The following is an 18,083-nucleotide window of genomic DNA, read 5'->3' as shown; positions in this document are numbered from 1 at the left end:
GCGGCGGACGCGGGGCCGGGCACGCACGCCGGATGGGCGGTGTGCCCGGCCACCGTGTGTCCGTGACGCCGCGTCAGTCTGGCGGCGCCCGCTTGGCCGGGACCCGGCCGTTCGACCTGCGCCTGCTCAGCGTCCGCCGACCCGCTCCCGTCGATGAACCGCTTCGCCGCCCGTTCCCCCGCCGCCACGGCCGCGGCGTGGTCCTCGATGGGCGACACCTTGGTGTTCTTGAAGACGATGTAGGTGACGCCGGAGGGGGCGCCGCCGGCGTGCGGGTGGGGGCGGATGCCGAGGGCCTCGGCGGTGGCGTAGGACGCCTCGCCGATGATGCCCCGGGGGCCCGTGTCGCCGACGACCGCGTAGTGCACCCGGTCGCGGTAGACGACGGCCACCACGGAACCGCCGCCGATGCCGTGGTCCCGGTAGTCCCAGCTGCCGCTCGGCGCGGGTACGACGACGAAGGGCAGGCGTTCGGCGCTCAACGGGCGGCCGTCGGACTGGGTGTAGGCGGTGCTCGCGGCGAAGTAGGGGTCGGTGCGGCGGTTGCAGCGGCGGCCGGGGCGGCCGTCGCAGTCGATGTCCATGTCCGCCTTCCAGAACACGGCGTCCGGAGTGCCGCAGAGCGGGATCTTCGCGGGTGCGCCGTTGTCGCTGCGGTAGCGGCCCCGGGAGACGGGAGCGCAGTCCCGCACCTTGGCGAGCAGGTCGGCGGCGCTCACGGCGCTCACGGCGCTCTCGCGCCATACCGCGGGCTGGAGAGGGGTGGTGGGGGGCACGGTCGGGGCGAGCAGGGCGGTGCTGGCCGCGGCCAGCGTGAGCGACTGGACACGCACGATACGAGAGCCTCTCCTCGGGGACCTGACGGGCACTCAGCCCAAAATGACCCCGGGGTGATCACCCGGCCACCCTGGGGGGGCCGGACGGTGCATGTCCCCAACCTCCGACAGGGGCCGGGGGCCTGAGTCCGTGTGGGATTCCGGCCGCCCGGCCGCCCGCGCCGGCGCGGGATCTGCTTCGACAGCGGTCCGCGCGACAGGCCCGAACACCCTGGTGTCCGCCAGGAGTTGGGCCGTGAGGAACTTCAGCATACGTAACTCTCCCGGGTGATCACACACGGCGGCGGTGACGCCCCCGGAAGCGGCATCCGATGCCGGCCCACGCCCTCTTGAAGTGATCGCGCCAACGGCGTCATATTGGTCCGGACCATTCCCGCGTACCACCCCCGGGAGGCAGTGTCGTGCGAAGCCGTTCCGTCCCCCCGTCCCCCCTGCGCCACCTGGCGCTCTGCGGAACGCTCGCGCTGGTCGCCTCCTGCGGCTGGGCCGGAGCGCAGGAGGAGAACGACGGTGCTGCGCCCGGCGCGCCCACGGGCGTCACCGCCGCGGCGGGCAGCGCGACGAGCGTGCACGTCATGTGGAACGCGACCGCCCGGGCCTCCGCCTACGAGGTGTATCGCGGCACCACGAAGGTCGAGGAGGTGCCTGCGTCGCAGCACATGGTGGACGTCACCAGGCTGCGGCCCGCGACGCGGTACGTCTTCTCCGTACGGGCGCGGGACGCCGACGGGCGGCTCGGGCCGCGCAGTCCGGAGGTCCGGGCGAGGACACCCGCCGTCGCCGCCGACGACCACACCGCACCGACCCGTCCCTCCGCACCCGGCGGCCGGGCGGCCGGCAGCCGGGCGGCCCGGTTGTCCTGGTCCTCCTCGACGGACGACCGGGGCGTGGTGTCGTACGACATCCACCAGGGAGGCACGAAGATCCACAGTGTGGGCGGCGGGCAGACGGCCACCGTGCTCACGGGACTGCGGCCGGGCAGGGCGTACGCGTTCACGGTCCGGGCCCGGGACGCGGCCGGCAACGTCTCCCCCGCCAGTGCCACCGTCCGGCTGACCACCCCGGGCACGGACGACGGCCACGGCGCCGCTCCCACCGGCTTCCGGGCGACGAGCCACCGCGAGGACGGGGCGTACCACCTCGACCTGAACTGGGTGCCGCCCCGCGTGGACGGCACGGTCACCGAGTACCAGATCCATCTGGACGGCCGGCCCGCCACGTCCCTCGTGTTCGGCGGCGACGCCCCGCGCGAGCGGGCCACGTACAGCTTCTACGTCGGACGGAAGGCCGGTGTCACCCACCGGGTCCGGATCCGGGCGATGCTGCCCGACGGCACCTGGGGGGGCTTCTCCGCGGAGCGGGCGGTGACGACGGGCGCGGGGCGCTGACCCGCCTCTCGGTGTCGGCCGGAGCGGAAGCCCGTCACCTGCACGGTGGCGCTCGGGGTGCGGGCGGGACCGCGGGCGCTTTGGCTGACCCTGAGGCAGCACGGGCGATCCCCGACCCTCGGCGGCGCAAGGATGTACCGCCGACCGTGCCGCCGGAGGGCAGTCCACATGCGCAACTCATCGCCAGTTCTCCGCTCCGGCCTGACCGTGGCAGCCGCTGCCGCGCTGCCCCTCGCCCTGGCCTCGGTGCCCGCTGCCGCGGACCCGGGCATCTCCGTGAGGACCACGGGGTCCACGGTCTCGGTCACGACCAGTTCGTGCACCCAGATCAACGGCAGCTGGGGCAGCGCCTCGCTTCTCACCAGCAGCCAGGGCAGCTTCGCCCAGGGCCGCCAGGTGACCCTGTCGGGGACGACGACCAGTCAGTCCGCCGCCTGGTCGAGCGTCTCCTCGGGGACGTACACCGTCATCGTCGTCTGCTCGGACGGCACCACCGCGGGCACCCAGTCCGTCGTGGTCTCCACCGCCCCCTCCCCCTCGCGGTCCGCCTCCCCCTCCGCCTCGCCGTCCCGAGGCGTGATGGGCGGGGTCGGCGGCAGCACGACGGACTACGGAACCGTCACGCTGGTGGCGGGCGGCGCTCTGGTCGGCGCCGGTCTCCTCGGGACGGCCTGGTACCTGCGCCGGCGCAACAAGCCGTACCGGCTCTGACCCGGTACGGACGGCGGCCCGCTCTCCCGAAGCGCTCCGGTCGGGCGGGCCGCTGTCATGTCGTGATCGCGCCGGACCGGCGGCCGTGCCCCTTCGGGCTCGCCTCGTTCAAGCCGGCTCGGCCGGGCCGCCGTCCGGGAGTTCGGCGACGTCCGTCAGGGCGCGCCTGAGCCACTGGGTCCAGAAGGTCTCCAGATCGATGCCGGCCCGCAGCACCAGGTGCCGCAGCCGGACCTCGGCGCCGTCCCGGCCGGGCGGGAAGTCGCGCTTCTCGATCTCCGCGTACTCCGCCAGCTGCCGTTCGTGCAGTTCCAGATGGCGTCGCAGATCGGCTTCGAGACCCGCCGTGCCGACCACGGCCGCAGCCCGAAGCCGCAGCAGCAGCGCGTCGCGGTGCGGCTTGGGGTCCTGGGAGGCGGAGGTCCAGCGGGCCAGTTCGGCACGGCCCGCGGGCAGGACCTCGTAGCTCTTCTTCTGGCCGCGGGCCGGCTGCTCGGACGGCAGGGCCCTGATGAGGCCGTCGGCCTCCAGTTTCCCGAGCTCGCGATAGATCTGCTGGTGCGTCGCCGACCAGAAGTAGCCGATCGACCGGTCGAACCGGCGCGTCAGCTCCAGCCCCGACGACGGCTTCTCGAGCAGGGCGGTGAGGATCGCGTGCGGGAGTGACATGGCCTCATCCTAGGGACGCGTACGCGCACTACAGGGCGGCCGCCAGCTCCGTGCCCTGCTTGATGGCGCGCTTGGCGTCCAGCTCGGCCGCCACGTCGGCACCGCCGATGAGGTGCGTGCTGCGCCCGGCGGCGAGCAGCTCCTCGTACAGGCCGCGGCGCGGCTCCTGGCCCGTGCACAGCACGATGGTGTCGACCTGAAGGACCGTGCTCTCCTCGCCGACGGTGATGTGCAGTCCGGCGTCGTCGATCCGGTCGTAGCGCACGCCCGGGACCATGGTGACGCCGCGGTGCTTGAGCTCGGTGCGGTGGATCCAGCCGGTGGTCTTGCCGAGGCCGGCGCCGACCTTGGAGGTCTTGCGCTGGAGCAGGTGGACGGTGCGCGGCGGGGCGGGCCGCTCGGGCGCGGCGAGTCCGCCGGGGCCGCGGTAGTCCATGTCGACGCCCCACTGACGGAAGTACGTCGCCGGGTCCTCGTGGGCCTTGTCGCCGCCGTCGGTGAGGAACTCGGCGACGTCGAAGCCGATGCCGCCCGCGCCGAGGATCGCGACCCGGTCGCCGACGGGGGCGCCGTCGCGCAGGACGTCGAGGTAGCCGACCACGCTCTGGTGGTCGATGCCCGGGATGTCGGGGGTGCGCGGGGTGACGCCGGTGGCGACGACGACCTCGTCGAAGCCGTCGACGTCGGTGGCCGTGACCAGGGTGTTCAGCCGGACGTCGACGCCGTGCCAGTCCAGCTGGGTGCGGAAGTAGCGCAGCGTCTCGTCGAACTCCTGCTTGCCGGGGACCTTGCGGGCGACATTGAGCTGGCCGCCGATCTCGCCGGCCGCGTCGAAAAGCGTCACGTCGTGCCCGCGCTCGGCCGCCGAGACGGCGCAGGCGAGCCCGGCCGGACCGGCGCCGACGACCGCGACGCGCTTGCGCAGCCGGGTCGGGGAGAGCACGAGCTCGGTCTCGTGGCAGGCGCGCGGGTTGACCAGACAGGAGGTGATCAGGCCGCTGAAGGTGTGGTCGAGGCAGGCCTGGTTGCAGCCGATGCAGGTGTTGATCGCCTCCGGCCGGCCGGCGGCGGCCTTGGTGACGAAATCGGGGTCGGCGAGCATCGGCCGGGCCATCGACACCATGTCGGCCGCGCCCTCGGCGAGCAACTCCTCGGCGAGCTCGGGAGTGTTGATGCGGTTGGTGGTGACGAGCGGGACGGACACCTCGCCCATGAGCCGCTTGGTCACCCAGGTGTAGGCGCCACGCGGCACCGAGGTCGCGATGGTGGGGATGCGGGCCTCGTGCCAGCCGATGCCGGTGTTGATGATCGTCGCCCCGGCGGCCTCGACGGCCTTGGCGAGGGTGATGACCTCCTCGAGCGTCGAGCCGCCCGGGACCAGGTCGAGCATGGACAGCCGGTAGATGACGATGAAGTCCTCGCCGACCGCCTCGCGCACCCGGCGCACGATCTCCAGCGGGAAGCGCACGCGGTTCTCGTACGAGCCGCCCCAGCGGTCGGTGCGCTGGTTGGTCTGGAGCGCGATGAACTCGTTGACGAGGTAGCCCTCGGAGCCCATGATCTCGACGCCGTCGTAGCCGGCCTGCCGGGCGAGGCGGGCGGCGCGGGCGTAGTCGTCGATCGTCCGCTCGATGTCGGCGTCGGTGAGCTCGCGGGGCGGGAAGGGGCTGATCGGCGCCTGGACCTGACTCGGCGCGACGAGGTCCTTGTGGTAGGCGTACCGGCCGAAGTGCAGGATCTGCATCGCGATCCGCCCGCCCTCGCGGTGCACGGCGTCGGTGATGACCTTGTGCTGCTCGGCCTCCGCTTCGGTGGTGAGCTTGGCACCGCCCTCGTAGGGCCGTCCCTCGTCGTTGGGGGCGATGCCGCCGGTGACGATCAGGCCCACTCCCCCGCGGGCGCGGGCGGCGTAGAAGGCGGCCATGCGCGCGAAGCCGCCCTCCGCCTCCTCCAACCCGACGTGCATGGAGCCCATGAGGACCCGGTTGGGCAGGGTCGTGAAGCCCAGGTCGAGGGGGGTCAGCAGGTGCGGGTAACGGCTCATCGGGCCCTCCGTGCGCGGTGTCGTGCCTGTAGTTGTAGAGGACTACCGACGGTTTATGCAACTAGTTGCACAAGGTGATGGAGGGCACAGTCGGTCCATGACCAGGGATCTTGGGCCGCTGCCCGCTGTGGTGGATCTCGCGGGGGAGCTGACCGCCGCCCGAGCCGGGCCGGCCTCGACGCCCACGAACCCGTCCTGGCGGCTGCGGAGGACTGGCTCACGGGCCACGGGCTGCCGTACCGCCCGACTGCGCGACGGCGCCCACCGCCCGGCCGCGCCGCCGGCGGAGATCGCGAGGCGTCCGGCCCGAACTCTGGTGGACCCTGGACGCGTGCGTCCGCACCGCCCCGTACGGTGACGAGACGGCCTGGTCCCTCCCGCCCGCCGCGGGAGACGTCGTCGACGGGCGGCTGTGGGGCCGGACCGCCGCCGACTCGAAGCTCGCCGCCATCCTGTTCTGCCACCTCGCGGCGCTGCTCGACGCCGAACGAGCACACGGGTGGCTTCGGGGGCGCCCGGTCCCGCCTCACCGACCCGAACGCCGTCCGCCCGGCCGGGGTGATGATCGGCTGTCCGGGTCTCGACGAGGTCGTGGTCGGCGGACGCGGACTGTGGCGGGCCCGGATCGCCGTCCACGGATGTGCTTGCAGGCGAGATCCCTGTCCTGTTCGCAGCGCCCTGGCAGTGGTTGTGCAGTCGGCGTTCTGACGCGCGGCCCGAGCGCGTAGGGAGTCTCCGCAGCTCAAGGGGCGTAGCAGAGAAAGTCTCACCGTCATGGGCGGTTGCGGGGTGCGACCGCGAGGAAATCGAACTGGCCGGTTTCATTGACGCGCTTCTGGCTGAGACCTATCTTCTGATCGAACTTGCGAACAATGTTCGATTTTTCGAACCATGGCCGTCAAAGGGGACAGCCCGTGTTGCGCACCCGTCTCCGGCGTACTTGTGAGCCGGCTCCGGCGGCCCTCTCCGCCGCCTTCGTCACCCGACCCGCCACGGCGAGGTCGCCGGTCGCTGCCATGCTCACGCGGAAACCGCGGCACGTCGGCCGCTGACCAGCGCGACGCGGCGCCCACGTCGCGCGGAGCCGGTGCTACTGCCCCAACAGTACGGAGGCCGGGCCTCACCCTCGACCTCACTTGCCCCTGATCACGGCACCCCAAAAAGACAGGAACGCATATGCCCGCGGTTCTCTCACGGCTGGCGGCGATATTTGTCGCCGCCTGCCTGCTCTTCACCGCCCAAGTCGTTACCACACCTCAGCGGGCCGCCGCCGCCGACCCGGGTTACCTGATGCTGCACTTCACCGGGGAGGGCTCGGCCGGTCAGCAGATGTACCTCTCGCACAGCGCGGACGGCCTGCACTGGAACGACCTCAACGGCGGAGCGCCGATCCTGCGCTCCACCATCGGTACGAAGGGGGTCCGTGATCCCGCATTGGTGAGATCCCCCGACGGCAGCAAGTACTGGATCATCGCGACCGACCTGTGCATCAGCTGCGGCCAGTCGTGGTCGGACTCCATCAACAACGGCAGCCGCAATCTGGTGGTGTGGGAGTCGAAGGACCTGGTCAACTGGTCGGAGCCGTGGCTGCTCAACGTCGCCGGCGCGATCCCCGACGGACGCAACGCCTGGGCGCCCGAGGCGATCTGGGACCCCGAGACCAAAGACTACGTCCTGTACTGGGCGACGAACGTGCCCCTCGACGGCAGGACCAAGCACCGCATCTTCTACGCCCGCACCAGCGACTTCCGCACCACCACCACGCCGCAGATCTACATCGACCGCCCCGGCACCCAGGAACTCATCGACACCCAGATCGTCGAGGTCGCGGCCGGCGTCGGCAACTACCGCTACGTGCGCGCCTCCGGTGACGGCCAGATCACCATCGAAGGCAGCAACTCGATCCTCGGAACATGGACCAAGCTCGGCGACCTCTCCGGCATCGGCCTGACCGGCACGGCGGGCACGACCGGCACGAAGGTCGAGGGTCCGATGTGGATGAAGTTCCGGGACCGCAACGAGTGGGCCCTGTACCTCGACCAGTACGCCATTGGCGGCGGGTACATGCCCGTCACGACGGCCAACCCCTCCGCCCCCGGCACCTACCAGATCCCGGCATCGGGCAGCTACAACATGGGCGTCAACAAGAAGCGCCACGGCTCGATCATGAACCTCACGGCCGCCGAGGAGTCCCGTGTCCTCGCCCGCTGGCCCAGCACCCCGGCCAAGCGGCTCCAGTCCTTCAACTTCCAGGACCGGTACGTACGGCACACCAACTTCGACGTGCGCATCGACCAGAACATCACCAGCGACGACGCCAAGTTCCGGCTGCGGCCCGGCCTGGCCGGCTCCGGCACCGTCTCCTTCGAGTCGGTGAACAACCCCGGCTACTTCCTGCGCCACGCCAACTACGACTTCCAACTCGTCCGCAACGACGGCACCGCCCAGTTCGCCGCCGACGCCACCTTCCGCCAGGTCGCCGGCCTCGCCGACGCCACCTGGTCCTCCTTCCAGTCCTACAACCACCCCGACCGCTACATCCGCCACTACGCCTACCAGCTCCGCCTCGACCCCATCACCACCGCGACAGGACGCGGTGACGCCACCTTCCGCGTGGTGAACTGACCGACGCCGACAAGGTGGGGGCGCCTGCACGGCGCCCCCACCCACCCATCGCTCCACCAGACCGAAAGGAGCTGTCCGGCATGCCGGATACTTTTCGACCGCGCGGCGTGACAGCACCGCGCCGCCCGAGATTCCGGCAGGGCGCTCTGGCCGCCGTGGCCGCCGCCGCCTCGCTCCTGGTGGGCGTCGCCGGCCCAGCAACCCCCGCCCAGGCAGCGGAGATCACCGATGGCCTGGCTCTCTGGTACAAGCTCGACGCCACCTCGGGCACCGTGGCGGCGGACGCCTCGGGCAACGGCCGGAACGGAACCGTGAACGGCACCGCCGGCTGGTCGGGTTCCGGGGAGGGGCTGACGTTCAACGGCTCCGACACCTATATCAAGGTGCCGGACAACATCATGAGCGGCATGAACTCGATCACCGTCTCGATGGACGTGCAGATCGACGCCAACCAAGCCACGCCGTACTTCCTCTACGGCTTCGGCAACTCCGCGAACGGAGCGGGCAACGGGTACCTGTTCAGCACCGGCAACACGTTCCGGACCGCCATCGCCTCCGGTGCCTTTTCGACCGAGCAGAACACCCGAACCACCAGCGACCTGCCGCGCTCCGTCTGGAAGCACGTCACCTACACCCAGACCGGCACCACGGGCGTGCTGTACCAGGACGGCGTGGAGGTGGCCCGCAACACGTCGGTCACCCTCACCCCCGGTTCCATCGGGTCCGGCATCACCACCGCCAACCACATCGGCAAGTCGGTCTTCAGCGGTGACAAGCTCTTCAAGGGCAAGATGCGGGACTTCCGGGTCTACAACCGCGCGCTGGCGCCCGGCGAGGTCCTCGAAATCAGCGGGAACACCACGCACATCGCCGCGGCCACCCATCCCTCGCTGAAGATCGACGCCCTCATCGACGACGCCAACAGCAGGATCACACTGCCCCTGAAGGAGGGCACGGACCTCACCGCGCTCGCCCCGCAGTTCACCCTCGTCCAGGGCGCTTCCATCAGCCCGGCCTCCGGCACCCCGCGCGACTTCACCGAGCCCGTGACGTACGAGGTGACCGGCTCAGACGGAACAAAGCGCACCTGGACGGTGGAGGCGCAGGTCATGAGGAGCCCGGTCCTGCCGGGGCTCACCGCCGACCCGAACATCGTCCGCTTCGGCGACACCTACTACATCTACCCGACCACCGACGGCTTCGCGAACTGGAGCGCTACGCAGTTCAAGGCGTACTCCTCCAAGGACCTGGTCCACTGGACCGACCACGGCGTCATCCTCGACCTCGGTCCCGACGTCTCCTGGACCAACAGCCGGGCCTGGGCCCCGACGATGACCGCGAAGAACGGGAAGTACTACTTCTACTACTCCGCCGACGGGAACATCGGTGTCGCGGTCTCCGACTCGCCCACCGGACCGTTCAAGGACCCCCTGGGCAAGCCCCTGATCGCCCGCGGCGCCTACTCGGGCCAGATGATCGACCCGGCGGTCTTCACCGACGACGACGGCCAGTCCTACCTCTACTGGGGCAACGGCCGGGCGTACGTCGTCCCCCTGAACGACGACATGGTCTCCTTCGACGCCTCCGAGGTCACCGACATCACCCCCAGCGGCTACCGCGAGGGCTCCTTCGTCATCAAGCGCAAGGGCACCTACTACTTCATGTGGTCGGAGAACGACACACGTGACGAGAACTACCGGGTCGCCTACGCCACCGGCTCCTCGCCCACCGGCCCCTGGACCAAGCGCGGCGTGATCCTGGAGAAGGACCTCACCCTCGGCATCAAGGGCCCCGGCCACCACTCCGTGGTCCAGGTACCCGGCACCGACGACTGGTACATCGCCTACCACCGCTTCGCCATCCCCGGAGGAGACGGCACCCACCGCGAAATCACCATCGACAAGCTGGAGTTCGACGCCGACGGTCTGATCAGGAAGGTCCTCCCCACCCTGAGCAGCATCGACCCGGTCACCACCGGCACCGCCCTGCCAACGAACACCACCCGCTCGCTCCAGTCCGTCAACTTCCCCGGCCGCTACGCCGTCGTGCGGTCCGACAGCCTCGGCTACCTCGACCCGGTGACGTCCTCCAGCACCACGGCGGTCAAGCAGGGCGCCACCTTCACCATCGTCCCGGGCCTCGCCGACGCCAGCTGCTACTCGTTGCGTGACGCGTCCGGCCGCTACCTGCGTCACAAGGACCTCCGGGTCCGCTTCGACGCGCCGGGCGGCACGGCGCTGTTCAACAAGGACGCCACCTACTGCGCCCGCCCCGGTTCGGTCGCCGGCTCGGTCTCCCTGGAGTCGTACAACTACCCCGGCCGCTACCTCCGCCACTACAACTACGAGCTGCGCCTCGACACCTTCCAGGACAACGCCACCTTCCGCGCCGACAGTTCCTTCAAGGCGGTCAACCCCTGGGCCTGACCGCATTCCCTCACTCGCCGGTTGCCCCGCACGGCTTTACCGTGCGGGGCAACCCGTGCTTCGGCTCATGGGCTGAGCCGAACCTCAGGAGTTGTCACCAGTGGGACCGGCTGAGCTGGTGAATGGGGACGATCGAGGCGTCAGTCGGCGCTTGCCTACATGCGAGGTCTGATCACGCCGCTGCAGCGTATGAACGGATGGACGCCGGCGGAGTAGGCCGGTCATGCGGGTCCCGATCGCATTCACCGGTTGCCGAACCGGATCGAGTGGCACGCCGACGAAGTTCTGAACGACGTACGCGACTACGTCGTGGAACCAGGGTCATTGCTTGATCGAGATCTGTCTGGGTTCGTCACGTGAGTCCGAGGGCTCGTAGGCGCCGGTGGTAGTCGCGGCCGGTGTGGCGGAGGGCGGCGGCGATGTCGGTCTGGCCGCCCTGGCGGAAGACGCTGATGGCGAGGTTGCGCAGGGAGGCCATGGCGCGGGGCAGGGTGCCGGTGCGGACCTTGGAGTCGTCCTCGCGGAACGTGCGGTCCCGGACGTGGTGCAGGATGTTCTCGATACCCCAGTGGCCTCTGATCCAGGTGGCGAGCTCGGTGCAGGTGGCGCCGAAGACGGTCAGGCTGGTGATCAGGTGGACGCGCTCGATGGTCAGCTTCCCGGTGCTCAAGTCGCGTCGCCACCGTACGGCCTGGATCGCCTGGCGGGCGCCGGGGTAGTCGAGGTGGCTGAACGCGGCGACCTTGAGCCGGCGGACCTCGTCGCGGTGGTGGGCGTCGTCGCGAGTGCGGTGCCCGAGCGGGATGTCCCGCCAGGGCAGCTTCCTGACCTGGGTGTACAGGCCGGGATGGTTCTTCTTCACGACGGCCACGTAGTGCGCGCCGCGGCTGGTCAGAAAGGCCCCGTGGTCGTGCTGGGTGTGCAGGGCGTCGGTGGTCACCACCGAGTTCTGTAGGTCCAGGCTGTCCAGCAGGGGTGCGAAGGAGGGGATCTCGTTGCTTTTGGAGGCGGCCTGCCGCTGAGCCCCGCCGTGGTGGTCCATCGCCGCCAGCAGCTGGACCGCCGGGGCCGGTGCGGTTCGCGATCCGCGGACCACCTTGCCGTCGACCGCGATCACGCGTCGCACCGACCCATTCTCCGTGTCCGGCTCGACCGGGGCGGCGTTCTGGCCTGCAGATACGCGCTGATCGCCGCGTCCAGCGCGTCACCGTCCACACGCTGCAGCAGGCGGCGCACGGTTGCGGCGTGCGACACCGGTCGCACGCCGGTGAGCGGATCGGCCGCGAAGCCGAGGACGCCCAGCACATGCTGCGGGGCATCCGTGATCCGCTCGCTGATCGCGATGAGCGAGCCGGCCCCGGTCAGGACCGCCGAGACGGCTGCGCACAACAACGCGAGGGCCGGATACCGCAGTCCTCGCGCATCTCGAGGGGCTGCACGGCGTGGACGAACTCGTGCACCTGGCGGAGCTGCCCGCGGTGCACGCCGTCTACCGGCGTGCGGTCCTCCGCCTGCCGACCGAGTGGGCGGCGCTCACCTGCTCCGCAGGCGCACGTGCAGTTCCTTCTCCTGGTCGCCGGAGGCCGTGCTCAGATCGTGCACGTCGAACAGCGAGTCCAGGGTCGCGCGAAACCGTTCGATCGCCCAGTAGCCGCCGTGCAGGTCGGCCTCGACGGAGGACGACAGGTGGACCGGCCGCGCGCCCTCGTGCTCGTCGGCGACGTCGAAGGTGCCGAGCCAGACGGTCGGACGGGTCTCGTGCAGGTCCTCGGGCACGTCGTCGGCGCACCGGTCGGACTCGAAGCAGGAGCACAGCGCGTCGAACACGATCCGGGCGTCGTGCTTGCTGCACCCGCTGATCTCCACCGAGACGGAGTGCGGGTGCGGTCGCTCGTGGTTCATCGCCATCGTGATCGCTCCTCTCGCGGCCACCACATGCCGTATCCGCCCCTACCCCAGCAAAGCACCACCTTCCGGCGAGCACTACCGGCGGTGCCCTGGTTTGCGGGGCGGCCCGCGCCGGGGTGGGAGATGGTGGAAGGTGGCGGAAGGGGCCTCGGAGAAGCGGCTCCGCGCGGTAGAACATGGGGTGTCGGCACACGACGGCGTGCCGTGAGGACGGCGAAGGCGGGGCGTGGGATGAGTGCAGCCGGGTCCTCCGAGTCCGAGAGCGAACGTCCGGTAGTCGGGTCGGTGCGCCCGAGCGGCCTGCTCGACGTGCTGCGCGTGGCCTCGGTGGTCCTGGACGCCGAGGGCCGCATCGTGCTGTGGAGCCCGCAGGCCGAGGAGTTGTTCGGCTACGAGGCCCGGGAGGCGCTCGGGCAGTACGCCGCCCGCATCATGGTCCACGAGCAGCACGTCGACCTCGTGGTCAAGCTGTTCGCCGACGTCATGGGCACCGGGCAGAGCTGGGCGGGTGCCTTCCCGATCCGTCGCAAGGACGGCGGCACGCGGTTGGTGGAGTTCCGCAACATGCGGCTGCTGGACGACCAGGGCGAGGTCTACGCGCTGGGGCTGTGCGCGGACCAGACGACCGTGCACCGGCTGGAGCGGGAGGTGGCGCTGTCTACGCGGATGATCGCGCAGTCCCCGATCGGGCTGGCCGTGCTGGACACCGAGCTGCGGTACGTCTCGGTCAACAAGGCGCTGGAGGAGATCAACGGCGTGCCGGCCGAGGAGCACCTCGGCCGCACGGTCCGCGAGGTGGTGCCGCGGATGGACGTCGACGCCCTGGAGGCCGCCACACGCCGGGTGCTGGAGACGGGCACACCGGTCGTCGACCAGGCCACGATCGGCCGCACCCCGGCCGACCCGCACGAGGACCACGCCTGGTCGATCTCGCTGTACCGGCTGGAGAACGCCTTCGGGACGATTCTGGGCGTGGCCGTGTCGATCGTCGACGTCACCGAGCAGTACCGGGCGGGCATCGAGGCCGAGGCCGCGCGGCGGCGGCTGGCCCTGATCGCCGACGCCTCGGGCCGGATCGGCACCACGCTGGATCTGGACCGCACGGCCCGTGAGCTGGCCGAGGTGGCGGTGCCGGAGCTCGCGGACATCGCGGCCGTCGACCTGCTGGAAGCGGTGGTACAGGGCCGGCGCACGAGCCTCGGGCCGGCCGAGGCCGCCGTGATCCGGGCACTGGCGGTCGAGGGGTACGACTCCGCCGAGGCGCTGGAGGCGGCCGACCCTCCCGGGCAGGTCGCCCGGTACGCCTCCGACCGGCTCGTCACCCGGTGCGTGCGCACGGCCAGCCCGGTGCTGCTGCCGGAGGTCAAGGACGCGGACCTGGACCACATCGCCCGTTCCCCCGAGGCGGCCGAACTGCTGGGCCGGGCCGGGGTGCACTCCTATCTGGCGGTGCCGCTGATCGCCCGCGGCGAGGTGCTGGGCGCCCTGGACCTCAAGCGCACCCGCAATCCGCTGCCGTTCAGCGAGGACGATCTGCTGCTGGCGCGGGAGCTGGCCGCCCGGGCCGCCGTGCAGATCGACAACGCCCGCTGGTACCAGAGCGCCCGCGAGACCGCGCTCACCCTCCAGCGCAGCCTGCTGCCCAGCCATCCGCCGGTGACGGGCGGGCTGGAGGTCGCCTCCCGCTACCAGCCGGCCGGGGCGACGAGCGAGGTCGGCGGCGACTGGTTCGACGTGATCCCGCTGGACGGCGGCAAGACGGCGCTCGTCGTGGGCGATGTGATGGGCAGCGGCATCCCCGCCGCGGCGGCCATGGGGCGGTTGCGCACGGCGACCAACACCCTCGCCTCCCTCGACCTCGACCCGAACGTGCTCCTGGAGCACCTCGACAGGATCACCGCAGGCCTGGAGCAGTCCATCGCGACCTGCGTCTACGCCGTCCACGACCCGCATCTGCGGCAGTGCCGGATCGCCAACGCGGGACATCTGCCGCCGGTGCGCGTCCGGGCCGGCGGGCCGCCGGAGCTGCTCGACCTGCCGACCGGGGTGCCGCTCGGCGTGGGCGGTGTCGCCTTCTCCACGACCACCGTCGACCTCGAACCCGGCGACCGGCTGGTGTTCTACACCGACGGCCTCGTCGAGACCCGGCGCGACCCGCTCGACGAACGGCTCGACACGCTGCTGTCCCTGCTCGACGGGCCCGACCGGCCGCTGGAGGAGGTCTGCGACCTCCTCCTGCGCACGCTGCACGAGCCGGACAACTTCGACGACGTGGCCCTGCTCATCGCGCGGGCGACCGCACCCGCCTGAGCCTACGGTGGCGAGGCCCTACGGCCGGACGCCGATCACCACATGGGCGTACCACTCCCGCGACACGGCCAGCCGGGTCGTGAGGCCGTTGCGTTCGAAGGTGTCGACGGCGGCCGGGGCCTGGTGCTCGCTGGTCTCCACCAGGACGCAGCCACCGGGGGCGAGCCAGTGGGGCGCCTCGGCGGCGACCCGCCGCAGTACGTCGAGGCCGTCCGTGCCACCGTCGAGGGCGACCAGCGGCTCGTGGTCGCGGGCCTCCAGGGGCAGCAGCCCGATCTCGTCGCTGGGCACGTAGGGCACGTTGGCGGCGAGGATGCCGACGCGGCCACGCAGCGCGGCGGGCAGCGCCTCGAACAGATCACCCCGGTGGACACGACCGCCGGCGGCGGCGATGTTGCCGCGGGCGCACCGTACGGCGACCGGGTCGATGTCGGCGGCGTGCAGTTCGACGCGGCCGAGGGCGGCGGCGAGCGCCGCTCCGACGGCACCCGAGCCGCAGCACAGGTCCACGACGACGGTGGCACCGGGCGCCCGTTCCAGGGCCTGCTCGACCAGGAACTCGGTGCGCCGGCGCGGCACGAAGACGCCGGGGGCGACGGTGATGCGCAGACCCCGGAACTCGGCCCAGCCGACGACGAGTTCGAGGGGCAGGCCCGCGACACGGCGCTCGACCATGGCGACGGCCTCGGCCGGGGTGCGCGCGCTGGTGAGGATCAACTCGGCCTCGTCCTCGGCGAAGACGCACCCCGCGGCGCGCAGGGCGGCGACGACGGACTCACGGGAGGAGGGGCCGGACGGGGGAAGTGCGGACACAGACGGCATGAAGCCAAGAGCCTTTCGGGAGCCGAAGGGCGCTCCGGCAATCGCCTACGACCGGCGATCCGCGCGACATCGAGCGGAGAGCACCCGAGCTGACACAGCGGTAATGGGGCTCACCTCCTCGGCTTCCGACGACGGGGTCCTCCCCGGCCGGACGGCAACCCTACCCGACGGGCAGGCCGCCCGGTGCGGCGATCGGCCGCCCCGCGCCCGGCAGGTGGTTGGGTCATGCAACCATGGACGGAAGCCGAACAGCATCCGGTGAGGGAGGTCCCGTGCACACCGCCGACGCCGTGGAGACCATCCAGCGGGAGATGACGGCCTTCGCCCGCCGCGCCCGTGCCGCCGCGGGCCGGATGCATCCCGAGCTGTCGCTGGTCTCGTACACGCTGCTGGGGCATCTGGAGGAGAGCGGCGGGTGCCGCGCCACCGACCTGGCCGCCCACTACGCCCTGGACAAGTCCACCGTGAGCCGCCAGGTGGCCGGACTGGAGCGCGCCGGCCTCATCGAGCGCCGCCCCGACACGCAGGACCACCGCGTCCAGGTACTGCACCTGACGGACACCGGGCGGCACCTCCTGGCGCAGGTCACCGAGAGCCGCCGGGCGGCCTTCCTCGAACGCCTGGCCGACTGGTCGGCAGAGGATCTGAGCCGGTTCGCGGACTACCTCGTGCGCTACAACGCGCGGCCCGGCCCCGGTCGGCAGGACTAGGACACCCCCGCACGTACGGTTGAATACGCAAACACTGAGTACACCGGTTCGGCGGGGCACCGTCGGCCCGGCCTGGAGGCACCACCGCATGCACATCACCCGAGGCTTCACCGGGCGCCCGCGCGTCGCCGATCCCGGACTGCCGCCCGGCCAGTACGACGCCGGCGACGACTGGCCCGTCCTGTCCGCCGAGGTCACTCCGGAGCTGGCACCCGCCGACTGGAGCTTCCGCATCGACGGGCTGGTGGCCGAGCCCCGCACCTGGGACTGGGAGGAGGCGCACCGGCTGCCGCCGTCGGCGTACGAGGGCGCCATCCACTGCGTGACGAGCTGGTCGAAGTTCGGGGTGCGTTTCTCGGGCGTGTCCCTGGACGCGTTCCTGGACGTGGTCCGGCCCCAGGCATCGGCCACCCATGCCGTCGCCTACTCGCACACCGGTTACACGGCCAATCTCCCGCTCGCCGACCTGACCGGGGGGCGCGCGTGGATCGCCTGGGAGTACGGCGGAAGGCCCCTCGCCCCCGAGCACGGCGGCCCGGCACGGCTGCTGGTGCCGCACCTGTACTTCTGGAAGAGCGCCAAGTGGATCGCCGGCCTGCGGATCCTCGACCACGACGAGCCGGGCTTCTGGGAGCAGAACGGTTATCACGAACGGGGCAACCCGTGGGAGGAGCAGAGGTACTCCGGTGACTGAGACCTTCGTGCCTCCCACGCGGTTCGCCGTGCCCGGGCGCATCGAGGTGAGCGAGCAGGCCGCCTCCCGGTGGCGGACCGCCACGCTCACCGAGATCCGCCGCGAGACCCCCCGCGCCGCCACCTTCCGGCTCGCCGTGCCCGGCTGGCCGGGGCATCTGCCCGGCCAGCACCTGATGGTGCGGCTGACCGCCGAGGACGGCTACGCGGCCCAGCGCCACTACTCGATCGCGTCCGCGCCGGACGACTCGGGGCATGTCGAGCTGACCCTGGATCACATCGAGGGCGGCGAGGTCTCGGGCTGGTTCCACACCGTCGCCCGGCCCGGCGACCGGGTCGAGGTGCGGGGCCCGGTGAGCGGGTTCTTCGCCTGGCCCGGGGACCGGCCCGCCCTGCTCATCGGCGCCGGCTCCGGCGTCGTACCGCTGATGTCGATGGTCCGCCACCACCGGGGCCGGAATCTGACCGTGCCGCTGCGGCTGGTGGTGTCCGCCCGCAGCCCCGAGGAGCTCATCTACGCCGGGGAGCTCGGCGCCGAGACGACGCCCGTCTTCACCCGGAGCGCGCCGGAGGGTGCTGCGGTGGGACGTATGGCGGCCGCACATGTGGCGCCGCTCGTGACCCAGCAGCCTTCCGGTGGGTGGGAGGCCTATGTGTGCGGCTCCAACTCCTTCGCCGAGCACGCCTCCCGGCTGCTCGTGGCGGCCGGGCAGCCGGTGCACCGGATCCGGATCGAGCGTTTCGGCTGACCTCGCTGTTTCGCCGTGGTCGCGCCGGGCACCCCGCCGGGGGCGGTCCGGCACGCCGTTCCTCCCGTCCGCACTGCCCCGGAGCGATCGAGGGGCGCGGGAGGGGGTACCCCGTCGGTGTGGGCACTCGCACGCGCGCGTGACTCGGAGGAAGCGGCGGCGCACCGCAGCCGGTCCGGCCCCGGCCGTGGT

The 18,083-nt window shown here is 71.5% G+C and carries 14 protein-coding genes and 2 pseudogenes; 9 read left to right on the top strand and 7 right to left on the bottom strand.

The window, feature by feature from the left end; genetic code table 11:
- Nucleotides 1-137: 137 nt before the first annotated feature.
- Nucleotides 138-833 (bottom strand): annotated as a pseudogene (locus ACIQHQ_RS27380) (glycoside hydrolase family 75 protein); the annotation flags it as partial.
- A gap of 404 nt (nucleotides 834-1,237) precedes the next feature.
- On the opposite strand from ACIQHQ_RS27380, the gene ACIQHQ_RS27375 reads away from it, so the two are divergent.
- Both ACIQHQ_RS27375 and ACIQHQ_RS27370 read left to right on the top strand, forming a co-directional pair.
- On the top strand, nucleotides 1,238-2,224 hold the full coding sequence (locus tag ACIQHQ_RS27375) for a fibronectin type III domain-containing protein (RefSeq protein ID WP_402616343.1): 987 nt from the start codon (nucleotides 1,238-1,240) through the stop codon (nucleotides 2,222-2,224).
- 168 nt (nucleotides 2,225-2,392) lie between these two features.
- Nucleotides 2,393-2,935, top strand: a complete 543-nt coding sequence (locus ACIQHQ_RS27370; RefSeq protein ID WP_402616341.1) for a hypothetical protein — start codon at nucleotides 2,393-2,395, stop codon at nucleotides 2,933-2,935.
- Between the two features lie 108 nt (nucleotides 2,936-3,043).
- Here the strand turns inward: ACIQHQ_RS27370 and ACIQHQ_RS27365 are convergent, their stop codons facing one another.
- Together ACIQHQ_RS27365 and ACIQHQ_RS27360 are read right to left on the bottom strand one after the other, a co-directional pair.
- Nucleotides 3,044-3,604, bottom strand: a complete 561-nt coding sequence (locus tag ACIQHQ_RS27365) for a PadR family transcriptional regulator (protein ID WP_402616338.1) — start codon at nucleotides 3,602-3,604, stop codon at nucleotides 3,044-3,046.
- A gap of 28 nt (nucleotides 3,605-3,632) precedes the next feature.
- The gene (locus ACIQHQ_RS27360) at nucleotides 3,633-5,648 is read right to left on the bottom strand and encodes an FAD-dependent oxidoreductase (protein WP_402616335.1); all 2,016 of its coding nucleotides are present in this window, start codon (nucleotides 5,646-5,648) and stop codon (nucleotides 3,633-3,635) included.
- A 1,176-nt stretch (nucleotides 5,649-6,824) separates the two neighbouring features.
- Here ACIQHQ_RS27360 and ACIQHQ_RS27355 point away from each other — a divergent pair.
- From ACIQHQ_RS27355 to ACIQHQ_RS27345, 3 genes and pseudogenes are all read left to right on the top strand, one after another.
- Nucleotides 6,825-8,273 (top strand): glycoside hydrolase family 43 protein, encoded by a 1,449-nt coding sequence (locus ACIQHQ_RS27355; protein ID WP_402616332.1) that lies wholly within the window; start codon nucleotides 6,825-6,827, stop codon nucleotides 8,271-8,273.
- 107 nt (nucleotides 8,274-8,380) lie between these two features.
- Nucleotides 8,381-10,699, top strand: a complete 2,319-nt coding sequence (locus ACIQHQ_RS27350; RefSeq protein ID WP_402616329.1) for a family 43 glycosylhydrolase — start codon at nucleotides 8,381-8,383, stop codon at nucleotides 10,697-10,699.
- 138 nt (nucleotides 10,700-10,837) lie between these two features.
- A pseudogene (locus tag ACIQHQ_RS27345) lies at nucleotides 10,838-11,038 on the top strand (IS701 family transposase); the annotation flags it as partial.
- Nucleotides 11,039-11,051: 13 nt separating this feature from the next.
- Here ACIQHQ_RS27345 and ACIQHQ_RS27340 read toward each other — a convergent pair.
- The 3 genes from ACIQHQ_RS27340 to ACIQHQ_RS27330 form a co-directional block, all read right to left on the bottom strand.
- Nucleotides 11,052-11,825, bottom strand: coding sequence for an ISAs1 family transposase (locus ACIQHQ_RS27340; protein WP_402616326.1), 774 nt, complete (start codon nucleotides 11,823-11,825; stop codon nucleotides 11,052-11,054).
- Nucleotides 11,813-12,088 (bottom strand): hypothetical protein, encoded by a 276-nt coding sequence (locus ACIQHQ_RS27335; RefSeq protein WP_402616323.1) that lies wholly within the window; start codon nucleotides 12,086-12,088, stop codon nucleotides 11,813-11,815. Before ACIQHQ_RS27335 ends, ACIQHQ_RS27340 begins: the two co-directional genes overlap by 13 nt.
- A gap of 144 nt (nucleotides 12,089-12,232) precedes the next feature.
- Nucleotides 12,233-12,601, bottom strand: coding sequence for a hypothetical protein (locus ACIQHQ_RS27330; RefSeq protein WP_402616785.1), 369 nt, complete (start codon nucleotides 12,599-12,601; stop codon nucleotides 12,233-12,235).
- A gap of 237 nt (nucleotides 12,602-12,838) precedes the next feature.
- Here ACIQHQ_RS27330 and ACIQHQ_RS27325 point away from each other — a divergent pair, with 237 nt between their 5' ends.
- A complete protein-coding gene (locus tag ACIQHQ_RS27325; protein WP_402616321.1) occupies nucleotides 12,839-14,917 on the top strand; it encodes a SpoIIE family protein phosphatase in 2,079 nt (692 codons plus the stop codon).
- 18 nt (nucleotides 14,918-14,935) lie between these two features.
- Here the strand turns inward: ACIQHQ_RS27325 and ACIQHQ_RS27320 are convergent, their stop codons facing one another.
- Nucleotides 14,936-15,739, bottom strand: coding sequence for a putative protein N(5)-glutamine methyltransferase (locus ACIQHQ_RS27320; protein ID WP_402616318.1), 804 nt, complete (start codon nucleotides 15,737-15,739; stop codon nucleotides 14,936-14,938).
- A gap of 233 nt (nucleotides 15,740-15,972) precedes the next feature.
- Here ACIQHQ_RS27320 and ACIQHQ_RS27315 point away from each other — a divergent pair, with 233 nt between their 5' ends.
- The 3 genes from ACIQHQ_RS27315 (at nucleotide 15,973) to ACIQHQ_RS27305 (ending at nucleotide 17,891) form a co-directional block, all read left to right on the top strand.
- Nucleotides 15,973-16,449, top strand: coding sequence for a MarR family winged helix-turn-helix transcriptional regulator (locus tag ACIQHQ_RS27315; protein ID WP_402616315.1), 477 nt, complete (start codon nucleotides 15,973-15,975; stop codon nucleotides 16,447-16,449).
- Between the two features lie 88 nt (nucleotides 16,450-16,537).
- Entirely contained in the window at nucleotides 16,538-17,143 is a 606-nt protein-coding gene (locus ACIQHQ_RS27310) for a sulfite oxidase-like oxidoreductase (protein ID WP_402616312.1), read from the top strand.
- The gene (locus ACIQHQ_RS27305) at nucleotides 17,136-17,891 is read left to right on the top strand and encodes a ferredoxin reductase (protein WP_402616309.1); all 756 of its coding nucleotides are present in this window, start codon (nucleotides 17,136-17,138) and stop codon (nucleotides 17,889-17,891) included. Before ACIQHQ_RS27310 ends, ACIQHQ_RS27305 begins: the two co-directional genes overlap by 8 nt.
- The last annotated feature ends 192 nt before the right edge of the window (nucleotides 17,892-18,083 follow it).

This window comes from Streptomyces sp. NPDC092370 (genome assembly GCF_044755265.1).
Taxonomy (GTDB): domain Bacteria; phylum Actinomycetota; class Actinomycetes; order Streptomycetales; family Streptomycetaceae; genus Streptomyces.
The sequence above is the reverse complement of the archived record's forward strand: the minus strand, read 5'-3'. Positions and strand labels throughout refer to the sequence as shown.

Excerpts from the sequence above, each read along its gene's own strand:
- ACIQHQ_RS27370 (WP_402616341.1), top strand. The coding sequence starts at position 2,393 with ATGCGCAACTCATCGCCAGTTCTCCGCTCCGGCCTGACCGTGGCAGCC.
- ACIQHQ_RS27365 (WP_402616338.1), bottom strand. The coding sequence starts at position 3,604 with ATGTCACTCCCGCACGCGATCCTCACCGCCCTGCTCGAGAAGCCGTCG.
- ACIQHQ_RS27360 (WP_402616335.1), bottom strand. The coding sequence starts at position 5,648 with ATGAGCCGTTACCCGCACCTGCTGACCCCCCTCGACCTGGGCTTCACG.
- ACIQHQ_RS27355 (WP_402616332.1), top strand. The coding sequence starts at position 6,825 with ATGCCCGCGGTTCTCTCACGGCTGGCGGCGATATTTGTCGCCGCCTGC.
- ACIQHQ_RS27330 (WP_402616785.1), bottom strand. The coding sequence starts at position 12,601 with ATGAACCACGAGCGACCGCACCCGCACTCCGTCTCGGTGGAGATCAGC.
- ACIQHQ_RS27325 (WP_402616321.1), top strand. The coding sequence starts at position 12,839 with ATGAGTGCAGCCGGGTCCTCCGAGTCCGAGAGCGAACGTCCGGTAGTC.
- ACIQHQ_RS27320 (WP_402616318.1), bottom strand. The coding sequence starts at position 15,739 with ATGCCGTCTGTGTCCGCACTTCCCCCGTCCGGCCCCTCCTCCCGTGAG.
- ACIQHQ_RS27315 (WP_402616315.1), top strand. The coding sequence starts at position 15,973 with ATGGACGGAAGCCGAACAGCATCCGGTGAGGGAGGTCCCGTGCACACC.
- ACIQHQ_RS27310 (WP_402616312.1), top strand. The coding sequence starts at position 16,538 with ATGCACATCACCCGAGGCTTCACCGGGCGCCCGCGCGTCGCCGATCCC.